The following is a 24,356-nucleotide window of genomic DNA, read 5'->3' as shown; positions in this document are numbered from 1 at the left end:
AGGCTACAACTAAAAATTTGGTTTATAGTTTGTAATGCGCTACCTTTATCATAACTGATTGTTTGCCCTATACGGATTTTTGCTTATATCCGCTCTATTAACCTCAAACCGAATGATGCTTAAATTTTTTTGGATAACCGTTGTATTAGGTGCTTTGGCACTGCCTTTTACAGGATTGGCGCAGGTAACAATTACCGGGCGTGTTTTAAACCAGGCCGATACTAAACCGCTTGCAAACGTAAATGTGTTTTTAAGCAATGCGACCGTTGGCGATAAAACGACAAGCAATGGCACTTTTAGGCTTAGTAGTGTAAAGCCGGGGAAATATGACCTTGTGGTTTCTATAGTAGGTTTCGACACGTACAAACAGTCGATTATTGTGGGAAGCGCTAATATTACTATCCCGGATATATTGATATTCCCTAAAACCTTTGCCTTAAGGGAGGTAAAAATTGTGCCTAAAACCGACCCCAGCCGGGCGTTTTACTATGACATTTTCAAGAAAGAATTCCTGGGACAATCTGACTTCGCCAAAGACTGCCGGATATTAAACCCCGAGATGCTCGATTTTGCTTATGATGATAAGGAAAGTAATCTAACAGCATCGTCTGCCGACTTTTTGGTGATAGAAAACCAGGCGCTGGGCTATCGTATAAAATACCTGCTTGCCAATTTTACTGCGGAAAGTAAAGACGAGGAACGGCAAATGATACACTATGAAGGTTCTTCGCTATTTGAAAATCTTGAAGGTACGGCACCCCAAAAGCGCGAGTGGCAAAAACGCAGGCAAGAGGTGTACGAAGGTTCTCCAAAACACTTTTTACAGGCCGTTCTGAACAATCACCTCGAGGAAGAGGGTTTCCGGGTGCTGCAATATGCCATTTACCAAAATCCCCAACGGCCGTCTGATGAAATTATCGATTCGAAAATTAAATATTTTAAAGAGCTAAAAATCCAAACGACGAAAACCAGCGACTCCCTTTTATCCTGGGAAAAGAAAAAGCGCCTTAAGAAAACACTTACCGCGTTAATGAAATACCAGCTAAATAAAAACGACCTGGTTAAACTTAACGATAAAGGCACCTACGCCCTTAGTTGTGAGAATGATGCCTTGCACATCACCTATAGTAAAAACCGCCGGTTTTCTACAGCTACTCCGATAGCACGGTTAAACAGCCCCTATAACAATGATGTGACTTTATTAACTTTTAATGAACCTTCAGGATACTTTGACGATAATGGCGTTTACCTTAACCCTAATGCTATTGTATATTCAGGCGCCTGGACGAAACGGAGGATTGCAGAACTATTGCCGTCAGACTATGAGCCGCCTAACATGGTGGGTAGAGAAGCTTCATTGGCAAAAGGGCCTGATGATAAGTTGGAGGATTATAAAAGTACCCATATTACCGAGCAAGCTTACCTGTATTTTGATAAGCCTTACTACGCCGCCGGGGATACGATTTATTTTAAAGCATACGTAACCGTTGGCGAGCGCCACGAGCTATCGGCCTTGAGCGGTGTATTGCATGTTGACATGGTAAATACTCAAAACAAAGTTGACCAGTCGCTTTTTCTGAAAATAAATGGTGGCGTATGCTGGGGCGACTTTGCGCTGCCTGACACATTACCGAAAGGTGAATACCGGGTAAGGGCATATACCAAATGGATGCGTAATGATGGTGATGCTGGCTTTTTTAGTCAAACCATACCGGTGGGCTCTGCCCTGCAAACTAAAATAGCCGAAAGTGCAACAAGGCAGCCGGCAGCAAGTAAGCCCGATCTGCAGTTTTTCCCGGAAGGTGGTGCGCTTGTAAGTGGTGTGAAATCAAAAATAGGTTTTAAGGCTATTGGCTTTAACGGGCTTGGGTTGGATGTGAAGGGAACGATAACCGACAATACCGGGAATACCGTTACCACGTTTGCATCAGTTCATTTGGGGATGGGCTCCGTCGATATAACGCCGGAAACAGGTAAAAGCTACAAAGCCAATGTAACGTTTGCTGATGGCTCGCAAAATACCATCGACTTGCCGCCGCCTTTACAGCAGGGCATTGCCTTATCAGTTAACAACGATTCGCTGCAGAAAACTACGGTATTTATTAATGCTGATAAACCTTATTTTGAGCAAAATCGCGATAAGGCTTATCAACTGGTTATTTACTCGGGCGGGATAATCACATCGGTTAACTGCAGGCTTGATAGCGCAACCCTAAAGTTCGATTTGGCCAAACGCAGGTTACATACGGGTGTCAATACCGTTACGCTATTTTCTGCGGCAGGAGCGCCCTTAGCCGAAAGGTTATTTTTTGTGCAGAATTATGATAAGCTTAACCTGGCGGTAAGCAGCGACAAAACAATTTATGCTGCCCGCGAAAAGGTAAATATCAAAATAAACGCAAAAAATCGGGCCGATTCAACCGTTGCCGGGCACTTTTCGGTGTCGATTACCGACGAGACCAAAGTACCGGTTGACGAAAATACGGAGAAGAACATATTGAACAGCTTATTGTTAACCGACGATTTAAAGGGCAATGTTGAACAGCCCGGCTATTATTTCAGCAACATCTCCAACGAAACGCTTAAAAATCTTGATTTGGTGATGCTCACCCACGGCTACCGCCGTTTTGAATGGAAGGAAGTGATTAATAGTAACAGGAAGCCACCCGCATACCAGCCCGAAACAGGCCTGGAAATAAGCGGCATTGCTAACAGTATGGGCGGCAAACCGCTTAAAAATGGGATGGTGTCGCTCATTCGCACGGCAGGCGGCAATATATTTAGCGATACCACCGATGATAAGGGGAATTTTAAGTTTAAAAACCTGGCGTTCCTCGACTCCACCCGTTTTATGCTGCAAGCAGTTACCAAAGAAGGAAGCAACAAAACACAATTGATTTATAAAACAGATACAATACCAACACCGACGTCATTGCTTAATTTTAACGCAGATGTTAACCAACAAATAACAGCCTATATTAAAAGCCGGAAAGAACAACTAAATGAGTACGCCAAATATGGCTCGCCTAAAGGTATTATGCTTAGGGAAGTAAAAGTAAAGGAACAAAAAGCTAAAGACAATTACCGTTCATCTGCATTGGGTGGCCCTGGCCATGCCGACCAGGTTGTGCACATGGACGATATACCAATGGGCGGAGAACTTTCAGAACGTCTGAAGGGAAGACTACGCGGAATTAAAATAGAAAACAGGCCCGGGCGTTCGGCTGCTTATTTTATGGGCGATGCAATGTTAATTGTTGTGGACGGAGTACTAATGCCGGGAAACTTTGACTTTAACAGTTTGAGCAACGACGTTGAAACGGTTGAGGTTTTAAAAACGGCAAGTTCTGCTGGCTTATATGGCAATGGTGCCGGCCATGGCGTATTGGTTTTTACAACCAAAATCGGCAAGCCGCGTGATCTTAAGGACATCCCATCATTCGGCATATTGCCGATAACCCCGCGGGGCTATTATTTATCACGGGTGTTTTATTCACCACGGTATGATAATTCGGAGGTTAATCTTAAAAGGCCAGATTTACGATCTACCATTTACTGGAATCCAGAGGTAATCACTGCTAAAGACGGCAACGCGTCTGTTGATTTTTACAATGCAGATAAACCCGGAACCTACCGGCTGGTAATTGAGGGCATCGATGAAAAAGGCAATTTAGGGCGGCAGGTTTTTAGGTACACGGTGCAATAGCTGGATTAGGAAGTTCAAAAAGTCTAAATGTCGATTCGGGTGTGAATTTCCAGGATTAACATAACGTGCACAACAGGCTTTGCGAGCCTTTAGCCGGGCAACCAATTTATATTAAAAAATTACTGCCTTACCGATTTTATTTTGTCGGAAATTATTTTACCGCCGATAGCCACGCCAACTACAATTAAAAATGCTATATTATTGTTGACTGGGGGCGCGGTACCCGTATTGTTATTGCTTGATGTTTTGTTGCTGGTTTTACTGTCATCAGCGGGGCCACTATGCCCATCGGCTTTCGCAGGCGACTGAAATGTGAACAAGCCCACGGTAAGGCAGGCAAAAAAGAGTTGCTTAATTCTCTTCATGTTTTTGTTGTGAATAGGTTATTTTAGTACTATGTCAATTTAAACTCGCGACAAGAAAAGCCCGCTAAACGTTGTTCAACGGATTTTGGTAAGCAAATGTTACAAGAAAAATAAAAAACCTGTTAACTAATCTTAACAGGTTTGATTAACCAAAAGTTACAGTTATTAGGATAAATTACGATTTTAGCGTTAAGCTTTTTTGAAGCTGCACTTGTTTGCCGTTTTTAACAATTATACTGTAGCCTATTACCGCACTGGCTGCAACCATAAACCACACATTAGGGTTTACAATTAAGCTTGTTACCACGAACAAAGATGCAGCGAATATGCCCACAGTTAATAGTTTTGATTTTTTCATGATTGCTAAATGTTTGCCTTGATTTTAACTGGTTTATGTTTTAATCAATTGTTTGCTTAATTGATAATAGTTGTTGCGTTATAAGTATTCTTACACAAAACTTATACCGATTGGCGCAAATAGCATAGTATTGCCCCATTTACTATGAAGTTGAATGGTGGTTAATGTGATTTTTATTATAGTTAATTTGGAAAATATTCTCAAAATGAGATTTATTTCCCCAAAACACGCTGTAATACAGCTGGTTTATATGAGTCAAGACAACAAAGTAAAAGAGGACTAAACAAGTTAAGACTGTGAAATGCCGGCATAACGACTGCGCCTGAAATCTGAAGGGTTTTCGCCGGTAATTTGCTTAAACAGTTTATTAAAGTATGAAATGCTGTCGAAACCTATGGCATAGCAAGTTTCGCTTACGTTATGGTTTTGCATCAGCAGGTTTTTTGCCCGCTCAACGCGGTATTGGTTTACAAATTCGGTAAACGTCATGTTATTCTGCCGTTTAAAATAACGGCAAAACGCAGGTGTGGTTAAGTTTACTTTTTGCGCCACCACGTTAACATCGGGCTTTTTGTGGTAATTGGCGTCTATATATTCATAAATGGCGCCCATTCTTATCTTATCTTTTAAAATAAAGTTCTTGCTGTTCAAGTTATCATTTAACGTCTCAGTTTCGGTTGAGCAGGCCAGCCGTTGGAATATATTAATGAGTTGTAATAGTTGGTCCAGCGAACTTAGGCTGCTTAACTCCTTTAACTTTTGCGCCACGATTCTTTTTGTTTCGCCGCTAAATGCTATTCCATATTCGGCGGCCTTAAATAATTTGCTGATTAGCGAAAACTCAGGTGCGAGGCCAACTGCTGTTCCCAAAAAATCTGTGCGCAGTTGTATAACTATCTGGTGGTAATCGCTCCGCAACCGGTAATCAAAATTAAGGTGGGGCAGGTTGCCGCCAATAAATACCAGGTCACTTTGGGTATAGGTTGAAATATGAGTGCCTACATGGCGTATACCCGCATCGGCCTCAACATATACCAGCTCAAACTCCGGGTGATAGTGCCATAAAAAAGTATTGCGCAGCCGTGGCGAAAACAGCTTAAATGATTTGCCGGGCTCAAAATCTACTTTTTCCAGCTGTATCTCATTCATGCTATATTGTTGTTACGGCTTAATCAAACTTAATAAAAATGTTAATGCAGAGCAAATTTTGGTTAATGTATAGATCAATAAGCCATAAACAGCACTGTACCTTTGGATTATCAAACCAATTAGAACCATGCAGGTAGAAACAATGAATGCGCACAAGGAGATACCGGGTAACCCTTCAACCGCAAAATCGAGCCAAATAAAATTAAACGACCGCAGCAATGGGGAACCACTCCGGGTGTTGAGCGAAGAAGACTGGAAATTTTGGGTTGATAACGGCTATGTGGTAATAAAAAACGCAGTGCCAAAGGAGCAAGCCAAAAGAATGGCCGACTACCTTTGGGAATACGAAGGTAAAAACCCTGATGATGTAGAAAGCTGGTACAAACGCCCGAATGTAGAGATGCAGATGAAGGAACTTAATAATACCGGCATGGTGGAGATATATAATCACCAATACATGTGGGATAACCGTCAGCACCCAAAAGTTCATGCCGCTTTTGCCGATGTTTGGGGAACGGAAAAGTTATGGGCGACGATAGACAGGGCAAATCTGAATTTCCCGCTACGCCCGGGTTTTGAGTATAAAGGGTTTATTCATTGGGATTACGATCCGGAAACTAAGCCCCAGAATGTACAGGGCGTACTGGCCCTTGCCGACCAAACTGACGAAAATATGGGTGGTTTTCAATGCATACCTGAGTTATACCGCACCTACGATACCTGGAAACTAACCCAACCCGAAGACCGCGACCACTATAAGCCCGACACCACCGGTTTTGAAATTGTAAAGGTAAAACTGGAAGCCGGCGACCTGCTGATATTTAACAGCCTGGAACCACATGGCATACGCCCCAATACCAGCGGTAATAAAGTGAGGATTGCGCAATATATCGCTATGATGCCAGCACAGGAAGACAATGAAGAACTTAGGCAATGGCGCATCAATAGCTGGCAAAGCCGCGATGCTATGGAAGGCTATGCTTTCCCCGGCGACCCGATGAAACGTGAAAAACAAAACCCGGTAGCAGAATTAAGCGAGTTAGGGGAGAAGTTGTTGGGATTGAGGAAGTGGTAAGAAATATTTGGGTTATTCGGTTTGTAAACTTTTACGAACATTGTGATATGGTACAACCGGGAATTATAATATAACAAAAAAGCCAGGCGAACCTGGCTCATTGTTATATAGATGGTGACAATTAGGGCATGTTTGGTAATAAAAAACTTGCTTCATCAACTTCGCAGGCCGACCGTACTTCCTGCACCGTAGCCGGGGCGTCCAGCCGGAACAGACCTGACAGCCCGCGTTCAACCCTTGATGCCCGCACGGCCGCTTTAACAGCAAAGAATGCAGTTACGCCAAGCACCAGTGGCGGCTCCCCGATTTCTTTTGCCGATAGAATGTCATTCGGGCTTTCCGGAACATTCGCAGCCAAATCCCTAGGGAAAAGATGGACGTTCAGTTCAAGCGGTATGCTGGTTGTTGCGGGTGGTTTGTAGGTCCATGTGTTTAATGTATTTAAACGCCCCTCATCGACGCCTTCAGGCTCAAACACCAGCTTTTCCGACATTACATAGCCCAATCCCTGGATAAAGGCACCTTCAACCTGGCCTATGTCTATTGCAGGATTCATGCTCCAGCCGGCGTCATACATAATATCGGTGCTTAGTATTTTCGATTCCCCGGTTAAAATATCCACTTCGGCCACCGTACAGGCAGCAGAGTAGGTAAACCCGCTGAACGAATCAAAAGCGCCGGGCCTCCCGTTTTTATCACAGGTATAACCCGGTATATCGGGCTGCTGGTCAATGGGTTTGTAGGTAAGGTTAGGTACAGGCGTTTCGCCACCAGATATTGGTATGGACAGGCTGGCTATCAGGTTTACCCGGTTTTGGTAAGCCATGGCAATTAAATTTTGCCAAATAAGCGGGGATCTCGCCTTTTTGCTGGTTGGTTTTGCTTTCCAGCCAAGTACGCCGTGGTTCCAAAAATCAATACCCTGGTCTACACACCAGTCGTTGCCATGGGTTTTTAGCATATCATAGCCAAACTCGGTTATACGGGATCGCATTATTTCGCAAACGCGCTTAACCGCCTCGGCGCTGTAGGTGGTACCAGTTGATGCACCTGTACTGGTAGGGTTAGGGATAATACTGGTTTTAGGGCTTTCTACCTCAATCAGCGTCATCGGCACGTTTAAAATGTACGATGCAACTTGCCGTACTGTTGTTAACAGACCCTGGCCCATTTCAACGCCGCCCTGGTGCACCAGTATACTGCCATCACCCTGGAATATCGACAGAAATGCACCTGCCTGCTCCAGCATGGTAAGGTTATATCCTGAGCCGTATTTAACAGGCACCATGCTTATGCCGCGTTTACGCCATTTATTTTCGGCGTTAAACCGCGCAACTTCTGCCACTTTAACATCGTAGTTACTTACCTTTTTCAGGTAAGCCCAAACCTCTTTCATATAGCAATAGGTGAGGGGTTGGCCAAAAGGCGTAACATCTCCGCGTACATACAGGTTTTTCTCCCGCACTTCTTCGGCAGTCATACCTACGGAGTATGCGCCATCGTCAATGGCGTTTTCCAGCATTACTTTGCCCTGCACATCACCAAAAGCACGCATTGCAGTGCTGGGTGCCGTGTTGGTCCGGCAAACATCAATTTGCGCCTGGAAATTTGGGATTTGATAAGCATTGTCCCCACGGGTAATAATGCAATTTGATACAATGAACGAGCAATCATAAAACGCACCGCCATCGCCATACATTTTATTTACAAGCCCCTGTATTATGCCTTTGTTGCCCGGTGTGGTTTCGCCTTTATCAATTGCAATTTGGTATTGTGCATAATAGGCGTGGCGTTTTCCAATCATGCCGGTATCTTGTTCGCGGGTAAGCACTAACCTCACGGGACGTTTTAAGGCTTTTGCGGCGACTGCAGCTGCGGCAGCGACAAACCTTGCCGGCTCCGTTTTCCCGCCAAAGCCACCTCCTACGGGTGGTACCTGCACGTCTATGCTGTTGTATTGCACGCCCAATACCTGCGCAATGGTGCCATGAATGGTCGATGGACTTTGGGTTGATGCTTTAATAATCATCCTGCCGCCGTCGGCAGGTTCGGCAATGGCTGCCTGGGTTTCCATATAAAAATGTACTTGCCCTCCCGTTGCCTGCGTTGAGCCTACAACCTGGCACAAATTGCCATTAACTACCACTGGGGTGTTAGTAATAGTTTTATCCAGTGGGTTTTTGTTAATCACCCAGGTTAAATTGCTGCCCGGCCTGGTAATTTGCCAAATATGGGAGTTAAAGCTGGCCGTTGTTGGGTAGTCAGGAAAAATGCTGTTGTGTTTAATAGCATCGTCAAGACCTATCACAGGTTTGTTCCACCAGCTTTTGGCTGCTTCGGCAATTTTTACAGGCGTGTAGCCTACGCAGTTATTGGTAACATAATCGGCAATGGTGGCTGCGTTTTGCTCGTTATTTGCGCCAACAAGGGCAATTGACTGCCCTACATATTCGACTTGTTCAGGTGCAAATATCGGCTGGTCAGAGCCCATGCCCTGCATGTTCATGCTGCCGTTTTTGAATACCTCGCTGGTAACCAAATCGATAAAGTCCAGGAACTTCTCAGAAAGATGTTTCCGCAACTGGTCTGAGGTTACCGGGGCCTTATCGCCGGGTATGGTAAAATGATAATTAGCAAGCGCCCTTTTGCTTTGAACTAATGCCCCGTTTATGGTATTTACCGGTACAGATAATTCGTGGGTATAATGCAGTTGGCCCTGTGCCTGCTCAACGGCAGTAAATTTAACGTACGGTTTGGATAGCGGCGCCCTGAAATTTAAAGGCTCATAGTATTGCAGTCCGTTGCTAACCGGCCAATGGCCCCAGGTAATCTTGCCAACTGAACGGATATTCGGTGGTATAAATGCACCTTGCTCAAGCAATGCTTTAACAATTGCTTTATAAAGGAAAGAAGTTGCCAGCTGAACCCTGTAAGATTCTGTAAAGCCTTCATCCGGCAGCCCTTTCATCCGCTTCGCCCAGTGGGCTATTACGGCCTTAACCTCTTCAGTTAGCCTGCTGATAACGGCAGGAACCATATCCAGCGACAATACGCTGCCGAGTATCATTTTTTCGGTTTCAACGGCCCGCCACGGGTATGGCGCTAAACCTCCGAACGTTAAATGAACGGCGGTTACTTTTAACGAACGGCCAAGCTGTATCAAACTGGTGGAGTTTACAATACTGTGGGCATTAACATCGCGCAGGGCAACTTTTTGGGCAAGCACCACATCGTTTTTGTCGCCAAATGGTATCGAATACGAGACCAAAATTATGCGATCGGCTAGTTCTGGCTGCTTGATCACCATAGCTGACAGCTCGTCGACTGTATTGCTTTTGATGTTATTGCTCTCTTCCGGATCGATATAGTCAATCACGGTATCGATAGCTGCGAGCGCCGTAAGCATATCCGACGGGAAAGGTTCTCCGGTTCCAGCCGCAATATGTTTTAAAACCAACATGGTATTACCGCCTATGGAGCCGGCGTTGCGCACAATACGGCCCGCGGTGCGTTTTGCCATAAATTGGGCAGCACCCCAGGGGGTAGTTTCGATATCGCGGCCTGCCGCGATGTTTTCGCGATATTTTATTATAGCCTTTTCATAAATTGCTATAACATCGCTATAGGTGGTACCCGACGATATTTTGAGGCCTTGCTCCGTTATTAAAGGCGGAGCGTTTAGCTCAGGTATCAGCCGGATATCGATGATATGCTCGGCATCCAAAAACTCATTTTTGTATATGCCATACCCGGTGTTTGCGTGTACAATGTAATGTTTATTGCCCTTGTGTTTGCTTAACACCGTCAATAGTTCGGCAAGCGTTGTGGGAGTTGTCCATGTACGGCCAGGCGTTTGGATTGATGCCCCGCGCATATCGTTTTTTGCTGCATTTGGGAACGGGATTACTATCGAGGATGCTGGCAATTGCGATCGGACGGCATCATCTCCCAGGCATTTCATGCGCTCTTCTTCATCCTTTTTTGTCCAGTCAGACGCGAAGGTTTTCATCCCCGTTAAAATAGGACGATAGCCGGTACAGCGGCAAATATTGCCGTCAAAAATATCCTCAATTTCCTTCTGTGTTGCTTTAGGGTTATTGGCAATAAATTCCGACATATTCATTACAAAACCAACCGTGCAGTATCCGCACTGAGTGCCATTGTTTATGGCCAGGCGGTGAGCAACAGGGTTCATGCCCATGTGCGTTAGTTCCGACGGGTGCTCCGGTACGTCTGTTTGTAACAACAGTTTTGGTACGGCGGTGCGCTTTAATGCTTTTTGTACTTCGGCAAGCACCTGTTCACGTTTGTCCTGTGCCTGCTCGAAAGCCTCGACTACAGCATCCGGTAAGGGCAATTCAGCCGAACCGCCACCCCGACTGGATGTTTGGGTGTGTGTAAGGTATTCGGGGTTGGGGTGCCGGGCAGCACCGGTACCTTCAACCGTTGTAACCACCATACCATCGAGCGATGCCAAAGGGCGAAGGCATGAGTTGATGGCCCGGTGCTCTGCTTTTTTATCCTTGCTGTTCCAATGCGATAGAATAACTGTACAGCCGCCGCAACCGCCCTGCCCGCATGGCTTTTTGGGTCCGGCTAAATGCACATCGGGCGAGCGCAGGTAATCAATCAGCAGGGTGTCGACATTTGGATCTTTGATAACCACATTTTCGCCGTTCAGGAAAAATGATATGGAGTTTTGCATAATGTTTTCTTTTTATAAATTCATCAAGATAAATGGTTGGTACTAAAAGCCGTCCTGTGTTTGGGTCAGCGTATCCACTTTCTGTTTCTTGCCCCGCTTTTTAATCATTTTAACTTGTTTAAATGGTATACCACCACGTATGGCCATGTGCTGTATACCGGCATATTGATGCGAGTAGTAGCCGCCCATCAGCGTGTTTTTCCATTGCCAGTAATATTCCAGCGCCAGCGAAACCTGTAATGAAAAATCGGTTGATGTGGCCTTTTTAGGATCGTAGGCGGTGCCGCATTTGAAGTTGTAATAATATTTTTTCCAAGCAGGGGCATCAGTTTGGGTAAGGTACTTCATAGAGCCGTTAGCCAAAGTATCGCCGATAAACGCCTGTGCAGGTACCAGCGCAGCTATCTGCGGAAATTCGCCGGTTGCATGGCACGACATACACGAAGCGGTGTTCAGGTCAACCGGGCCGTCAAGCCTGCCGCCCCAGCCAAGGTGCTGCGGAGGCAAATCTGCCGATGCATTAATAAAGGTTTCTTTCAGTGTATCATTGATCATGGTTTTAACAACCGGGTAGGGATTTATCCAGTTGGTTTTATACCCGGGGTCGTTGCCAAACTGAATACCAACCGGTACAAGATTCGCCACCCTGTCTTTCATGGTCTTGCCTTTGTTCAGGTTGCCGTTGTAGCAAAAGTTTCCAAAAATCCACCCGGTACCGTATTTGTCGGCCCTTTTATCCTTAACCATAATATCCATTTGGATAAGGTTCATGGTTTTTACTATACGGTTGGTGCTGTCTTTAAAAGTTGGAGTTATGTAGGCAAGCCTGGTGTATGGGTTTTTAAGATAAGGCACATCGAGCGAATCCAGTTCAGTATAAAGAAACTTGAATATTACAGTTCCTTCAGGGAAGCCGCCTTTTGGCCCCTGGGTTACAAACGGGTCAGGGTCGGTCGATGTGTTCCACATTTTATATAAAGTGTGACCGGCAAAATCATTGTAAAAACCCAAAGCGTATACCTGGCCAGGGTGTTTTTGCTCCGGTGCCAATTGGTAAGGGCTTATAGGCGCTTCTTTGGCAAGTCCACTAAACCCTTCGGATGCAAGCGGGCCGTAGTGTAACCACGGCATATGGTACCAATCGCGCTTTTTGTTATCCTGGGCAACAAAGTCGGCATCAATCATTCCCTCAAAGCAGTAATCTCTTGCTGCCAGCAGCCAGTCCATCCATTTGCTTTTATCGTCAAACGGCATCTTAAAAAACGCCGGGATTTTATCTTCGCCTGGCAATTGTTTTGGATAGTCCTGGCTAAGCTTAAATATTTTGTGACCCGGGTATTGTTTAAGAAACTGGGCCACGGGTATCATGGCACCAAAGTCAGGGAATTCGCCCCTTTCTCTTGTTGTTTTTTCGTCGCCGTCTGCGGCTGGTAGTTGGTTGTTAGTTGTGCATTTCAATAAGGCGCATATTCCCAAAAGGAATAAAACAACCATCAGAATCCTGGCTTTTTTCATGATTTGTTTAGTGATTTAAGATTAATAGGTACTAGGTTAAGTTTGAGTGTATTGGCTGTATTATAACAGCAGAGTTCTGTTAAACAAAAATTTTTAGCGCATTTTATCAGTTACCTCAATTGCGGTAAAGGAACGGGCAATTACGAAATATTAAGTGGCGTTCGAATTAGAATACCAGTGGGAAAGCAAATATTGCCGAAAATAGGGTGTTTGGTTCTTTTCATTGATGACAGGTTTAGTAGTAGGTTTTATTAATAAGAAATAAATATAAGTAAAAAACAACAACTGTCAATACCTTGTTGAAAAGTTAAATATGTAGTACATGAAGAAGAGGTTTTTGCCTTAATGGAATTGTTAACAATTGGCAGGACAAAAAATATCTTTAAAAAATGTGTTCGCTTTTTGCGTGCCCCATAAACTGAGCGTTATTTAACAAAAAAGGTGATTGAATAAACCAATCACCTTTTTTACGTGTAAAATAGTTACTAATGCTACTTGCCTACAGGTGCATCCAGCACCGGCTTTGTTACAGATGTAACCTCTGTTTGTTTTTTATCATTTAGCTGGTCTAAAACAACAATGCTGTTCTTGCCTTTTTTCAACCAGCAGCCTGGAAGATACAATGTTTGTTGCGGGCCAATTTTCCAATAACGGCCAATGTTAATGCCATTAATAAATACAATACCCTTGCCCCAGGTTTTCATATCTAAAAAGGTATCGCCAACTGTGTTTACATTAAATGTTCCCTGGTATAGTGTAGGGCTGCCTGCCGTATTATCGTTTCCAGAGTTTAAAGCCGGTACTTTATCCATTGGGAGCTTGTACATTTGCCAACTCCCGGTTATTTCATGATCATCAATTTTAACCGGGCTGATAATGCCTTTCAGGTTATGAATAATCTCGCTGCCGTAATTTATCCGGCCGAGGTTCTCAACTAAAATATCTAACCGGCCATTAAATGGTACGTCAATTGCGCAGCTAAAGTTGTTGCCCTGCCTGTTTAGCTCGCCAACCCGTTGGCCGTTTACGTATATAGTAGCATAATCCCTTAACCCGTCCAGGTGTAATGTGCCGCTTATTGGCTGCGTAAATTTGCGACTGTACAAAACATAACCATGCCCCTGGGTAAGGTTTTCGAACGTTTGCGGGGTATCGCTTAGTACTGGTTGCTGCTTCTTTGCAATCTCCAACACGTTGGCCGATGCTGTTAGTTTGATTAAAGGGAGCTGTACAACCGGAATTTGCGCGGGCACCTCGGGGATTGAATAAGAAACGTTTTTCTTCATCAAATTACGGATTGCCATAAATTTTGATGTCGCCCAACCGGCTTCACTAATTGGCGCATCATAATCATAACTTGTTATGTCAGGCTGAATTGGATGCTCTTTATCGTAATTGGCGCCGCTGGTAAACCCAAAGTTGGTGCCACCATGCACCATATAAATATTGAATGAAACAGTATCCTTTAAAAATGCTTCCAAATCTTTAATTACTGAATCCTCGGGCACCTTTTCAAACTTTTCGCCCCAGTGGTCAAGCCAGCCGGGGTAATATTCGGCAACCATGTAGGGGCCTTTGCCGTTGTTATACTGGTTTATCAGCTTTTTAAGATTTTTGATATTGGTTTCACCATTAGCAGTTGGCATTGCGCCTTTTATGGTGCCGCCCTCAAAAAGCCAGTCGCCGTCTGATGTAAACAACGGAACATCAACTCCAGCATTTAACAGCATGTCCTTTATCGCAGCGCTGTAAATTTTATGGTCGGCAAGCGGTACATCTTTCCGCTGCGCAACATACGATCCAAACTCATTTTCGGCCTGTATCATTATGATAGGGCCGCCGTGGGTAATTTGAAGGTCCTTAACCTGGTTAACCAGCTGATTAATGTAAGTTTTGCACGAATCTAAAAAATTCTGGTTCTTGCTGCGGATAACCATATTTTTGTCGTTTTGCAGCCACCAGGGGTAGCCGCCAAACTCCCATTCGGCACACGCATAGGGACCTGGCCTTAATATAACCATCAGGCCTTCCTGCTGTGCAGTTTTTACAAACTCACGGATATCGCGGTTACCGGTTTTAAAATCCCAAACACCGGGGCTGGTTTCATGATGGTTCCAAAATACGTAGGTGGCAACAGTGTTCATTCCCATAGCTCTAAGCATTTTTAAGCGGTGACGCCAATATTCTTTGGGTATACGGGCAAAATGCATCTCGCCCGAGTGAATCTGAACAGGCTTTCCGTCATACTGAAAAGCGCCGTCAGTTATGGCAAATGTGTGTTTTGATTGGCAAATGCCCTGCAGGGCACAAAAAGCAATCAGCAGGAACGAAAGGAATATTTTTTTCATTGTAATGTATTAAGGTGTTTGCTATAAAAGTACTGATGGATTAATATACTGTTAATTGTTTTTTTCTTTTGAATGATTTATTGCGGAAAAGTGAAGCCAGTTGAAATCGGCATAACCGCCCGCTCCGGTTTCATTGGTACTGTAATTAAACAATGCGAAACGATTAGCCGTCCAATCTAATCCCAGGCCCATTTTCAATTCATTACCGATGGGGTGATAGTTTTTCCCATCGGTGCTATATGCAAATGATGCTTTAAACCCCACATGGGTAACATTGGCTTTAAACCAAACGGTAGTGCCGCTAAAATTTAAAGTTGTGATGGTAGTATCATTGTTGACCATTACTATTTCTCTTTTTGTTCCTTTCTGCTGTACAGAAACAAAGGCATAAGGAAACTGGAAGATGCCGAAGCCGGCAATATCGCCATCTTTCATTCCAGATACATGCATTTCAACTATCCCATTTGAATAAGGGCCCTGCACCCGCTGCGTAAGGGTATTGCGCGCACCAGCCAAATTATTAGCTTTGCCAGCTTTCAATCGCATATACCCCTTGTGTTCAGTAAGCGACCATTTTTCCGGATCAGGATTATGATTCCATTGCCACTGTAACCCAAGTTTCGGTGAATTAAATTCATCAGCGGTAGGAGGGACTATGATAGGGCAAGTACCCCCCACATCTGGCTTTTTAAAGGTATCTACTCCCACCCACTCGCCTTTGTCGTTTTTCATGCCAATCATCGGCCAGCCGTCAACCCAAGTTACGGGCTCCAGGCGCGTCGTGCGGCCGATGGGGCCGCGGTCGTCCATAATGAGGCACCACCAGTCACCATTCTTGAGTTGAACCAAGCCGCCTTGGTGGACGCCATAGGGAGTGTTGCGCGTGTCGTGCATTACGACTTTCTTTTCGTACGGGCCGTAGACATGGTCGGAACGAAAGCACATCTGCGAACCGATGCCCGCCGCCGGGCTAAAAATGTAGTATTTCCCATTGATTTTGTACATGTGTGAACCTTCGACCGGCTCCTTCTCTATTACCTTCACGGGTTTTCCGGCGACCGAAAGCGCATCGTCGGCCAGCGGCGTGATGTAGATGGTGCCCTTTCCATGAGCAACATAGGCCTTCCCGTCGTCGTCAAAGAACAGGCCCGGGTCGTATAACCGCTCGGGGAAGATTGTACGCTTCCATGGCCCTTTCACATCATCGGCAACACACATCGAGAAGTGACCCGTCCCCCCGCCGGCGTGCTGCGTGTCGAACCCGACGTAGAACTTGCCGTTGTGGTAGCGCAGAGTGTTAGCCCAGGAGCCATTAAGGTAGAGCGTACCGCCCTTCATGTCGAAACGAGGATCCTCGTCGTAGCGTGGTACGGCATATCCGGCCATCTCCCAATTCACCAGGTCCTTTGATTTTGCAATAGGGGAACCCGGCACATAGTGCATGCTGGTAGAAATGAAAAAGAAATCATCGCCCACGCGTATAATATCCGGATCGGGCCAATCTCCCCACATTAAAGGGTTAGTAAAAGTGCCATTACCATTGTCGGGAGTCCAAACTTGTTTTTGCCGGTCTTTTACCTGGGCAAATATCGTGGCAGTACAAAATAGTAATAAGTAAAATAAAACAATCCATTTTATGTACTTATTTCCATTTACTTCAGCCGCCAGTTTTTTTTCCTTTTCTAACATTTCATTAATTCTTCTTTACAAGGGCTGCAATAATAAGCTTTGCTCCCTTTAAATTTTGCACATCGGCAGTAATAGTTATTAAACTTGTTTTATTGTTCGCCCTTACTAAAATTGAGGCAATCCCTCCGCGTGCCGTTACCGTGGCCGGTCCTATTATTTTACCATTATTACTTATTGAAAAATGAACTTTTGTTTCATTATCCAAACACATAATGGTACCATTTTTATCTGTTGTTTGTGCATGCACAAAAATAGCGTCTGCTCCGTCAGCCTGCAAAGGCTGACCTTGCGTGTCTGCAATTAATTTGAGTTGGGTTTTTGCAAGAGGAGTTTTAACAGTTTGTTCGGTTACTTTTTTACCGTTTATAAATCCAATAGCTTTTACGTCGCCGCTTTGCCAATTTATGTTTTTAAAAGTAAATGGGGGATGGGTTAGGTTGGTGGAATTCCCACCGTCAAAAGCATTTCCACCTTTTTCAAAGTCGCCATAGTCTGTATCCGGTCCTGAATCCGGGCGTTGTTTCTTTATGAATTTGCCATTTATATACAAGGCTAATTCATCGCAATTTGAATAAATAATCACGTTTTCGGGTTTATTGGCAGGGGTCCACCAGTTGGCAATGTAAACCATAGGTTTGTTATCCCCGCTTGGGTCTAGCTGACTTTTAAAAAAATAATAGCTGAATTTCGGTAAGCGGTACACGTCCATCATTCCCCAATCTGAAGTGGTTTTACTGAACGCTTCAAATCCGTCAAAAAACGCCCAGGTAGCATCCCCGATCGTCCATGGATAATAGGCAGGGCCTCTTAAAAGATTATGCTCCCATTGTAAATTCCAGGCATTTTGTAATAGTGCTTTTTCTCCGTTGCTCCGGTTTTCCCTTGTGGTTGATGATGATCCGCCAAATTCATAATCGCCATATTCCCTTACAAAACCGGGGCTTTCGGGCTGTACGTCCTGTGGCCTACCAAACGGGTCGATCCAGCTATTGAAGGGAACGTCCCATTGGGTGTGTTTTGCGGCATAAGTGTCGCCGCAGGTAAAAAAGTTATCACCGGGATATTCTTCATGAGCAATTTCTGAAGACTTTATTCGAAAATCATCGGATGGATAAGTTTCATTTAAACTTACTTCCCACATAATAACTGAAGGATGGTTCCTGTCCCTCCTTATCATCTGCCTGATATCTGAGAAAACCCTGTCCTTAAAGATGTCATTGTTGTTGAAAAATTGCCAGCCGGGAATAGGATCGCCCAGCATTATGCCTAAAGAATCACAAATGCTGTACACAGAAGGATCCTGGGGATAGTGTGACAGCCTTATGAAATTAATTCCGGCGTCTTTTATTCTTTTCAGATCGCGGTATTGTGCCGCATCAGATAATGCATTACCAATAAACGGGCAATCCTGGTGCCTGTTGGTACCAACTATCCGCAGCGGTTTATCGTTCAGCTTAAATCCTTCAGACCTGCTGTACGCTAGTTTTCGGATGCCAATTTTCTGCGAAAAATTATCGGCCAACTGACCATTGCTCCATATTTCTGTTTTAAGCAGGTAAAGATTAGGCTGATCAGGAGACCAAAGGTCAGGCATTGGCACGGTAATTTTCTGCTCCAACTCCTTAACATTATTGCCGGTCAGTTCAAACTTAGAGGTATTTGACTGTAATTGAGACTTAGTCCTTGAATTGAAAAGAACCTGTTTTACGATTAAGGAAGATACCTTAAAAGGCGAGGAGTTTTTAACCTGTGTCTTAATGATCACATCTGCGCTTTTTGAAGATATATTTTCAGACCTTGCAAAAACACCGCCACCTGCAACTGTATTTGCGTCAGTAGGGTCAGTTACATGAACCGGGTTAGTTTCAATCAACCGCACATTCCGGTAAATCCCGCTCCAATAAAGGAACCCCAAAGTAGCCAATGGCTTGCCCGGGGGAACATTTTTATTGTCCCTGTTGTCCAGCCGAACTACAATCTCATTTTTATCAATTCCGTTTATGCAGTTATCAAGCGATACAATAAATGGTAAATACCCACCTTGGTGCTGAGTCACAAATTTTCCGTTAACCCATACTGTGGCCGTTTGCATCGCCCCTTCAAAACGGAGAGAAATGCGCTTGTTTTTGTAATTTGCAGGAACTGTAAACCGCTTCCTGTAATAACAGATGCCGGTAAACTGGTTGATACCGGGATTTAATTCCTCTTCATATTTTACAGGGTGTGGCAAGGATATTTTTTCCCATTTTAAAGCTTTGATTTTTGGATATTCGACTTCAAAGCCATTTGTAGCTTCTTTTACCTCATCAAGAATAATACTATCTGCAGATATATTCTTTTTTTTAATATTTTCCTGGTTAAATTGAGACGAAAAGGAAGTGCTGTTTCTAACTACAAGCGTAGTCTTAGATTTTACCAAAGAATCAACCCTGAACATTTCCCAGTTATTGTTAAAGTTAATAGTGCTGCGCGCAAATTGCTGGGCGTTTGCAGAACAGCAACAAATGAGATAAACAATAGCTGTAAAAAGTTTCTTCATATTGTATTTTATTGGTAAAGCATGGAACAAATTTAGCATCCCGGACTGGCCGGGATGCAGGTAATCAACTAAATCTCAGGATCTCATCCCCGAAATATTTTCCTGGTGATACTCACCTTTGTGTCGTTTCCGATAAAAGGGCCTTTTAATAACCCGGATTTTGCTTCAGACTTTTATCAATGTCAATTTCCGATTGTGGTATTGGCCATAAATAATTCTTATCTGCAAACGTCCTGGTTTCAAGTACTAACGGCGCGCCGGTTGGGGTATACTTACCCGTAGCCGGATCAACAGTGCCTACTTTAGCGCCATAAACAGTTCCGTTCATTGCCTGCGAACCAATTTTCCAACGCTGGATGTCAAAAAAGCGTAACCCTTCAAACGCCAATTCAACCCTTCGTTCATTGCGTACCAGGGCCCGTAAGCTAGTTTGATTGTTATAAACAGACTGGTCGACGGACGGCAGCCCGGCCCTGTTGCGAACCATGTTAATGTCAGCATAAACAGAGGCATCAATTTTACCAAGCTCTATTTTGGCTTCCGCATCAGACAATAAAACTTCTGCATAACGCAGAACGGTAATATTTAAACCACTTTGAAACAGGTTATCAAAGTCACTAAGATTTGATGTGAATTTGTTTACTATATAGCCGCTTGGCGTTGTATTATTGCCACTTGCGTAATAGTCGGGAGACGAAGGGGTCATTGGATCGAAGTACGTATTTGTTGTGGCCCCGGCTTGTTTAAAGGGCGCACCCGGATATAAAATTGTAGCCGCAAGACGTGGATCCCGATGTGCATAAGGATTAGATGCATCATAACCCGACGCCGGATCGGTTATGGGCTTGCCGTTGTCCATATCATATGCATCCACCAGGTTTTGTGTAGGATCAATAGATGACCATCCCCCGGACGAGTTTGACGGCATAACTCCTAATACGTTATTCGCGTTAGCAGAAGGGTTTTCCACATACTGAACCGATGCAATTATTTCAGGGTTGTTAAGTTGGGCTGTCATGCGGAATAGGTCGGCATAACTAGGATACAATGAATAGCCCAATTTGGTTACTTCCTGGCAGTCGGCAACGCAGTCTGCATAGTTTCCGTTAAATAAATCAACTCTTGCTTTTAAGGCAAAAGCCGCGCCTTTGGTTATGTGGCCGTCGCCGGAATTATTGGTAGCCGGCAAATCGGCAGCGGCTGCAGTAAGCTCACTCAATATAAATTTAATTACTTCTGCTTTTGGAGTACGTACTGAAGTAATTGACTGAGCGGGGGTAAGTATGGTTGTTACCAATGGAACATCGCCATATAACTGGCTCATTAAAAAATATTGATAGGCGCGGATAAATCTCACTTGTGCTATCATATTTGCCTTCAATGTTGCATCCATAGGTGTTTTACCAATGTTTGCCAAAAAGAAATTAGCCCTGGTTATCCCGCTATAATTGTAAGCAGAGGCATCGCCTGTTGAGGGATTAACGGACCCGTTGCCATAAGCCTGGAAACCTTCCCAGGGGTATTGGTTGTAAGCATTGTCTGATGTACAATCAAGGTAAATCATCCATGTAGCGGTCGCCCAGCCAGCCTCATTGGCATAAGTAACGGATGAACCGTTGTAAACACCTGCCAGTGCAGCACTGGCATCGCTTGCCGATGTCCACAAGCTGGCGTTGCTATAAGCATCCTGCGGCTCCCTGCTTAAAAAGTCCTTTTTGCAGGCTGTGAATAACAGGGATACTGCTAATATATTTAAAACGAAGTTCTTTTTCATGATTTTTAAATTTTGAGGGTCTTAAAAAGTTACGTTTAAGCCTAGAGAATTAATCTTTACCTGCGGGAAGCTGTATCCGCTTTCGCCTCCAGGTGCTTCCGGATCTATCCATTTGTAAAAGCTGGTGAACGTCAGGATATTTTGCCCGCTATAGTACACTCTAAGTTTTTTTACACCGATCTTCTGTGCCCATGTAGTTGGCAGCGAATATCCGAACTGGATATTTTTTAAGCGTAGGTAACTGGCATTTCTGATCCAGAACGATGAATAGGTTGAAGCAGGATCGTTTTGCCTGTAGTTTAACCACAAGCGTGGAAATGAAGCGCCGGTATTAGTTGTTGACCAGCTATCGAGCATAGCCGATGTAGGTTTTCCTGTGGCAATTCCATTTGTGCCAAGGGCGATACCGGATATGTAATTTTTAACACCGGCTGCTCCCTGGAAAAATCCGGTAAGATCGAATTGTTTCCAGTTCACATTTAAATTTAAACCGAACGTCACTTTTGGGAAATGCGAGCCTAAAACGATCCTGTCTGAAGCGTCTATTTTATTGTCGCCGTTCTGGTCTTTATACATTATGTCCCCGGGAGCAGTGGTCGGGCTTATTCCTGTTTGGCTCGCATGTGCGCTTACCTGCCCGGCATTTTGAAATATGCCTTCGGCCTGGTACCCATAAAAAGAACTCTGTGGCTGGCCAACTTCTGTTATATACGGGCCGCTTATTTGCGGTGCATTAGTGGTTCCTAATTGGGTTACCTTGTTTTTTATAAATGAGGCGTTTCCTGTAACGTTCCAGCTAAAGTCACCAGCCTTGTCATGATAAGTTAAAGCTACTTCCCAGCCTTTATTTTGATAAGTAGAGCCGTTTACATAGGGCGCAGTAAGCCCATACGTTGCAGGCAATGTTACCTGGTATAAAACATCACTTGTTTTTTTAATAAAATAATCGGCGCTAAGGGTGAACACATTTAAGAAGTCGGCATCCAGACCAATATCTGTTTGCGTGGTTTTTTCCCATACAATGGCAGGATCAACCCCTGCGGTAGGACCTACACCGCCAACAACAATACCGCCGAACGGGTAGTTTAAACCTGAACTTACGGTGGCGATAGTAGGATAGTAACCGGCAATATCCTGGTTACCTAATTTTCCCCATGATGCCCGCAATTTCAAATTTGAAACGGTAGATTTTAAATTTTTAAAGAAATCTTCTTCAGATACACGCCATCCGGCCGAAGCACCCGGAAACACACCCCAACGATTGGCCGGAGCAAAACGTGATGATCCGTCGTAACGAATATCACCCTCTAAAAGGTATTTGCCTTTATAATCATAGTTAACCCTGCCAAACAGCGACCGCTGCGCAACATCGTAAGTATTGTTTGATGTTGTTTGGCCGGTTGTAGGCGCTGCATTAAGGTTACTTAAAGAGTTGTTTAAAAAACCTTGTCTATAACCCGAAAGGTTATAATAACCGTGATATTCCTGCGAAACACCTGCTAAGGCTTTAATGGCATGGTCGCCTATTTTGGTGCCGTATTCTAACAGCGCTTGTGGGGCAATATAGGTATGCCTGCTATAGCTATCGGTTGCGTTACTAATGTTTGGCTGACCGCTAACTGAGCCATCAGGATTATAATACTGTATAGCCGATACAAAATTATCGTTTTGGCTTGAATTGAGCTTGTAGTTTAATGATGGTTTGAAATGCAAGCCTTTAAGTATTTCCCAATCGGCACCAAAACTACCCTGGAAATTATAGGCTTTGTGATCATCGAATGATGGTGAATTGAGCCATGCTAAAGGGCTGCCATCAGCAATGTGGCCATATTGACCATTCTGATAATAGGCAGGTATTATGGGGGAGATCCGGTTAAACTGGCGGATAACCTGGCCAAAACCCTGGTCGGCAGATAATGAGCTTTGTGGCTCCGTAAGTGGCTGGTAAGTATAAGACAAGTAACCAAAAACAGATAAATTATCTTTCACCTGGGTGTTAAGGTTCATTCGCGCGGTATAACGCTGTGTATTGGTCTTCGGTGTAATACCATTCTCATCAAAATAGCCTATAGAGATAGCATAAGTTGTTTTATCACCGCCGCCGTTTACCCCTACATAGTGATTTTGCTGAAAACCGTTTCCGCTATAAAATAGCTTTAACCAATCGGTGTTTGGATAGTTAAAAGGGTCTGAGGCATCTTTAAACTTTTGGATCTGGGCATTAGTATAAACAGCGGTCTTTCCTTCATTAATCCTCGCTTCGTCATACATAGTCGCTGCTTGCCATGATGGAAGATAATCAGGCAACGCTACAGCCTTATTCTTGCCAAAATAATTACTGTAAGTTATTTGCGCTGTGTTTTTCTTGCCTTTTTTGGTGGTAATTACAATAACACCACCGGCGGCCCGGTTTCCGTAAATTGATGCTGATGCTGCATCCTTTAACACAGAGATATTATCAATATCATCTGCATTTATAGCGTTCATATCTCCTGTGCTTGAGATAACGCCGTCAATAACTATCAGCACTGCGGTACTGTTTAACGATTGCCCCCTAATATTGATGCTGCCTGCATCAAAGCCCGGCTGGCCATTATTGGAAGTGATAGTAACGCCCGGCACAGTACCCTGCAGGGCATTGGTAACACCTGTAACCGGCCTGTTCTCTAACTGGGCAGCGTTAACTACTGACACGGCACCTGTAAGGTTTACTTTTTTCTGTGTGCCGTAGCCTACTACAACAACTTCGTTTAACGTTTTTGACGATGCTGATAAAACAACTTCAAGGTTGGTTTTACCGTCAATATTCACATTTTTAGTTTCGTAGCCTATAAATGAGAACTTTAAGTTGCCATTTGCCGGTGCGTCGATGGAGAATTTGCCGTCGACTGTGGTGCTTACTGCATTTGTTGTACCGGTTACGGCAACCGTAACCCCGGGCATTAGTTGCCCCTCGGTGTCCTTAACAATGCCTGTAACCCTTGCCTGGGCAAAAGCCATTATTGAGAACATTAACAACAAGCCGGTTAAAAAAGCTTGTCTCTTGTAAAATTTGTTCATAGTGTATTAATTTGGTTTATAAAATTGTTGACTAACATAAACTAGCTGGGGGCTAATTCGATGTCAAGGTAGG

The 24,356-nt window shown here is 44.2% G+C and carries 12 protein-coding genes; 2 read left to right on the top strand and 10 right to left on the bottom strand.

Translation table 11 applies throughout. The features are described 5' to 3' along the window. Nucleotides 1–112: 112 nt before the first annotated feature. Nucleotides 113–3,706, top strand: coding sequence for a TonB-dependent receptor (locus tag NAF19_RS23835; protein ID WP_252792861.1), 3,594 nt, complete (start codon nucleotides 113–115; stop codon nucleotides 3,704–3,706). A gap of 119 nt (nucleotides 3,707–3,825) precedes the next feature. Here the strand turns inward: NAF19_RS23835 and NAF19_RS23830 are convergent, their stop codons facing one another. From NAF19_RS23830 to NAF19_RS23820, 3 genes are all read right to left on the bottom strand, one after another. Next, nucleotides 3,826–4,071 carry a hypothetical protein gene (locus tag NAF19_RS23830; protein WP_252792860.1) on the bottom strand — a complete coding sequence of 82 codons (246 nt, stop codon included), beginning with the start codon at nucleotides 4,069–4,071 and terminating at the stop codon, nucleotides 3,826–3,828. A gap of 175 nt (nucleotides 4,072–4,246) precedes the next feature. After that, nucleotides 4,247–4,429 (bottom strand): hypothetical protein, encoded by a 183-nt coding sequence (locus tag NAF19_RS23825; RefSeq protein ID WP_252792859.1) that lies wholly within the window; start codon nucleotides 4,427–4,429, stop codon nucleotides 4,247–4,249. A 288-nt stretch (nucleotides 4,430–4,717) separates the two neighbouring features. After that, nucleotides 4,718–5,578, bottom strand: coding sequence for a helix-turn-helix domain-containing protein (locus tag NAF19_RS23820; RefSeq protein WP_252792858.1), 861 nt, complete (start codon nucleotides 5,576–5,578; stop codon nucleotides 4,718–4,720). Nucleotides 5,579–5,705: 127 nt separating this feature from the next. Here NAF19_RS23820 and NAF19_RS23815 point away from each other — a divergent pair, with 127 nt between their 5' ends. Then, entirely contained in the window at nucleotides 5,706–6,653 is a 948-nt protein-coding gene (locus tag NAF19_RS23815) for a phytanoyl-CoA dioxygenase family protein (RefSeq protein ID WP_252792857.1), read from the top strand. A 121-nt stretch (nucleotides 6,654–6,774) separates the two neighbouring features. Here NAF19_RS23815 and NAF19_RS23810 read toward each other — a convergent pair whose 3' ends face one another. The 7 genes from NAF19_RS23810 to NAF19_RS23780 all read right to left on the bottom strand — a co-directional run bounded on the left by NAF19_RS23810 (nucleotide 6,775) and on the right by NAF19_RS23780 (nucleotide 24,283). Beyond that, nucleotides 6,775–11,358, bottom strand: a complete 4,584-nt coding sequence (locus NAF19_RS23810) for a molybdopterin cofactor-binding domain-containing protein (protein WP_252792856.1) — start codon at nucleotides 11,356–11,358, stop codon at nucleotides 6,775–6,777. Nucleotides 11,359–11,400: 42 nt separating this feature from the next. Beyond that, nucleotides 11,401–12,873 carry a cytochrome P460 family protein gene (locus NAF19_RS23805; protein WP_252792855.1) on the bottom strand — a complete coding sequence of 491 codons (1,473 nt, stop codon included), beginning with the start codon at nucleotides 12,871–12,873 and terminating at the stop codon, nucleotides 11,401–11,403. A gap of 491 nt (nucleotides 12,874–13,364) precedes the next feature. Beyond that, a complete protein-coding gene (locus tag NAF19_RS23800) occupies nucleotides 13,365–15,221 on the bottom strand; it encodes a glycoside hydrolase family 35 protein (protein WP_252792854.1) in 1,857 nt (618 codons plus the stop codon). Between the two features lie 51 nt (nucleotides 15,222–15,272). Continuing rightward, nucleotides 15,273–16,910, bottom strand: a complete 1,638-nt coding sequence (locus tag NAF19_RS23795; protein ID WP_252792853.1) for a glycoside hydrolase family 43 protein — start codon at nucleotides 16,908–16,910, stop codon at nucleotides 15,273–15,275. Nucleotides 16,911–16,914: 4 nt separating this feature from the next. Continuing rightward, complete coding sequence (locus NAF19_RS23790) at nucleotides 16,915–19,449, bottom strand: glycoside hydrolase family 2 TIM barrel-domain containing protein (RefSeq protein ID WP_252792852.1); 2,535 nt, start codon at nucleotides 19,447–19,449, stop codon at nucleotides 16,915–16,917. A 145-nt stretch (nucleotides 19,450–19,594) separates the two neighbouring features. Further along, on the bottom strand, nucleotides 19,595–21,223 hold the full coding sequence (locus tag NAF19_RS23785; protein ID WP_252792851.1) for a RagB/SusD family nutrient uptake outer membrane protein: 1,629 nt from the start codon (nucleotides 21,221–21,223) through the stop codon (nucleotides 19,595–19,597). 21 nt (nucleotides 21,224–21,244) lie between these two features. Further along, on the bottom strand, nucleotides 21,245–24,283 hold the full coding sequence (locus NAF19_RS23780; protein WP_252792850.1) for a SusC/RagA family TonB-linked outer membrane protein: 3,039 nt from the start codon (nucleotides 24,281–24,283) through the stop codon (nucleotides 21,245–21,247). Nucleotides 24,284–24,356 lie beyond the last annotated feature (73 nt).

This window comes from Mucilaginibacter flavidus (genome assembly GCF_024055575.1).
GTDB classification, from domain to species: Bacteria; Bacteroidota; Bacteroidia; order Sphingobacteriales; family Sphingobacteriaceae; genus Mucilaginibacter; species Mucilaginibacter flavidus.
The sequence above is the reverse complement of the archived record's forward strand: the minus strand, read 5'-3'. Positions and strand labels throughout refer to the sequence as shown.

What these genes read in the sequence shown, in the direction of transcription:
- NAF19_RS23835 (WP_252792861.1), top strand. Translation starts at nt 113, where the DNA reads ATGATGCTTAAATTTTTTTGGATAACCGTTGTATTAGGTGCTTTGGCA.
- NAF19_RS23830 (WP_252792860.1), bottom strand. Translation starts at nt 4,071, where the DNA reads ATGAAGAGAATTAAGCAACTCTTTTTTGCCTGCCTTACCGTGGGCTTG.
- NAF19_RS23825 (WP_252792859.1), bottom strand. Translation starts at nt 4,429, where the DNA reads ATGAAAAAATCAAAACTATTAACTGTGGGCATATTCGCTGCATCTTTG.
- NAF19_RS23820 (WP_252792858.1), bottom strand. Translation starts at nt 5,578, where the DNA reads ATGAATGAGATACAGCTGGAAAAAGTAGATTTTGAGCCCGGCAAATCA.
- NAF19_RS23815 (WP_252792857.1), top strand. Translation starts at nt 5,706, where the DNA reads ATGCAGGTAGAAACAATGAATGCGCACAAGGAGATACCGGGTAACCCT.
- NAF19_RS23810 (WP_252792856.1), bottom strand. Translation starts at nt 11,358, where the DNA reads ATGCAAAACTCCATATCATTTTTCCTGAACGGCGAAAATGTGGTTATC.
- NAF19_RS23805 (WP_252792855.1), bottom strand. Translation starts at nt 12,873, where the DNA reads ATGAAAAAAGCCAGGATTCTGATGGTTGTTTTATTCCTTTTGGGAATA.
- NAF19_RS23800 (WP_252792854.1), bottom strand. Translation starts at nt 15,221, where the DNA reads ATGAAAAAAATATTCCTTTCGTTCCTGCTGATTGCTTTTTGTGCCCTG.
- NAF19_RS23795 (WP_252792853.1), bottom strand. Translation starts at nt 16,910, where the DNA reads ATGTTAGAAAAGGAAAAAAAACTGGCGGCTGAAGTAAATGGAAATAAG.
- NAF19_RS23790 (WP_252792852.1), bottom strand. Translation starts at nt 19,449, where the DNA reads ATGAAGAAACTTTTTACAGCTATTGTTTATCTCATTTGTTGCTGTTCT.
- NAF19_RS23785 (WP_252792851.1), bottom strand. Translation starts at nt 21,223, where the DNA reads ATGAAAAAGAACTTCGTTTTAAATATATTAGCAGTATCCCTGTTATTC.
- NAF19_RS23780 (WP_252792850.1), bottom strand. Translation starts at nt 24,283, where the DNA reads ATGAACAAATTTTACAAGAGACAAGCTTTTTTAACCGGCTTGTTGTTA.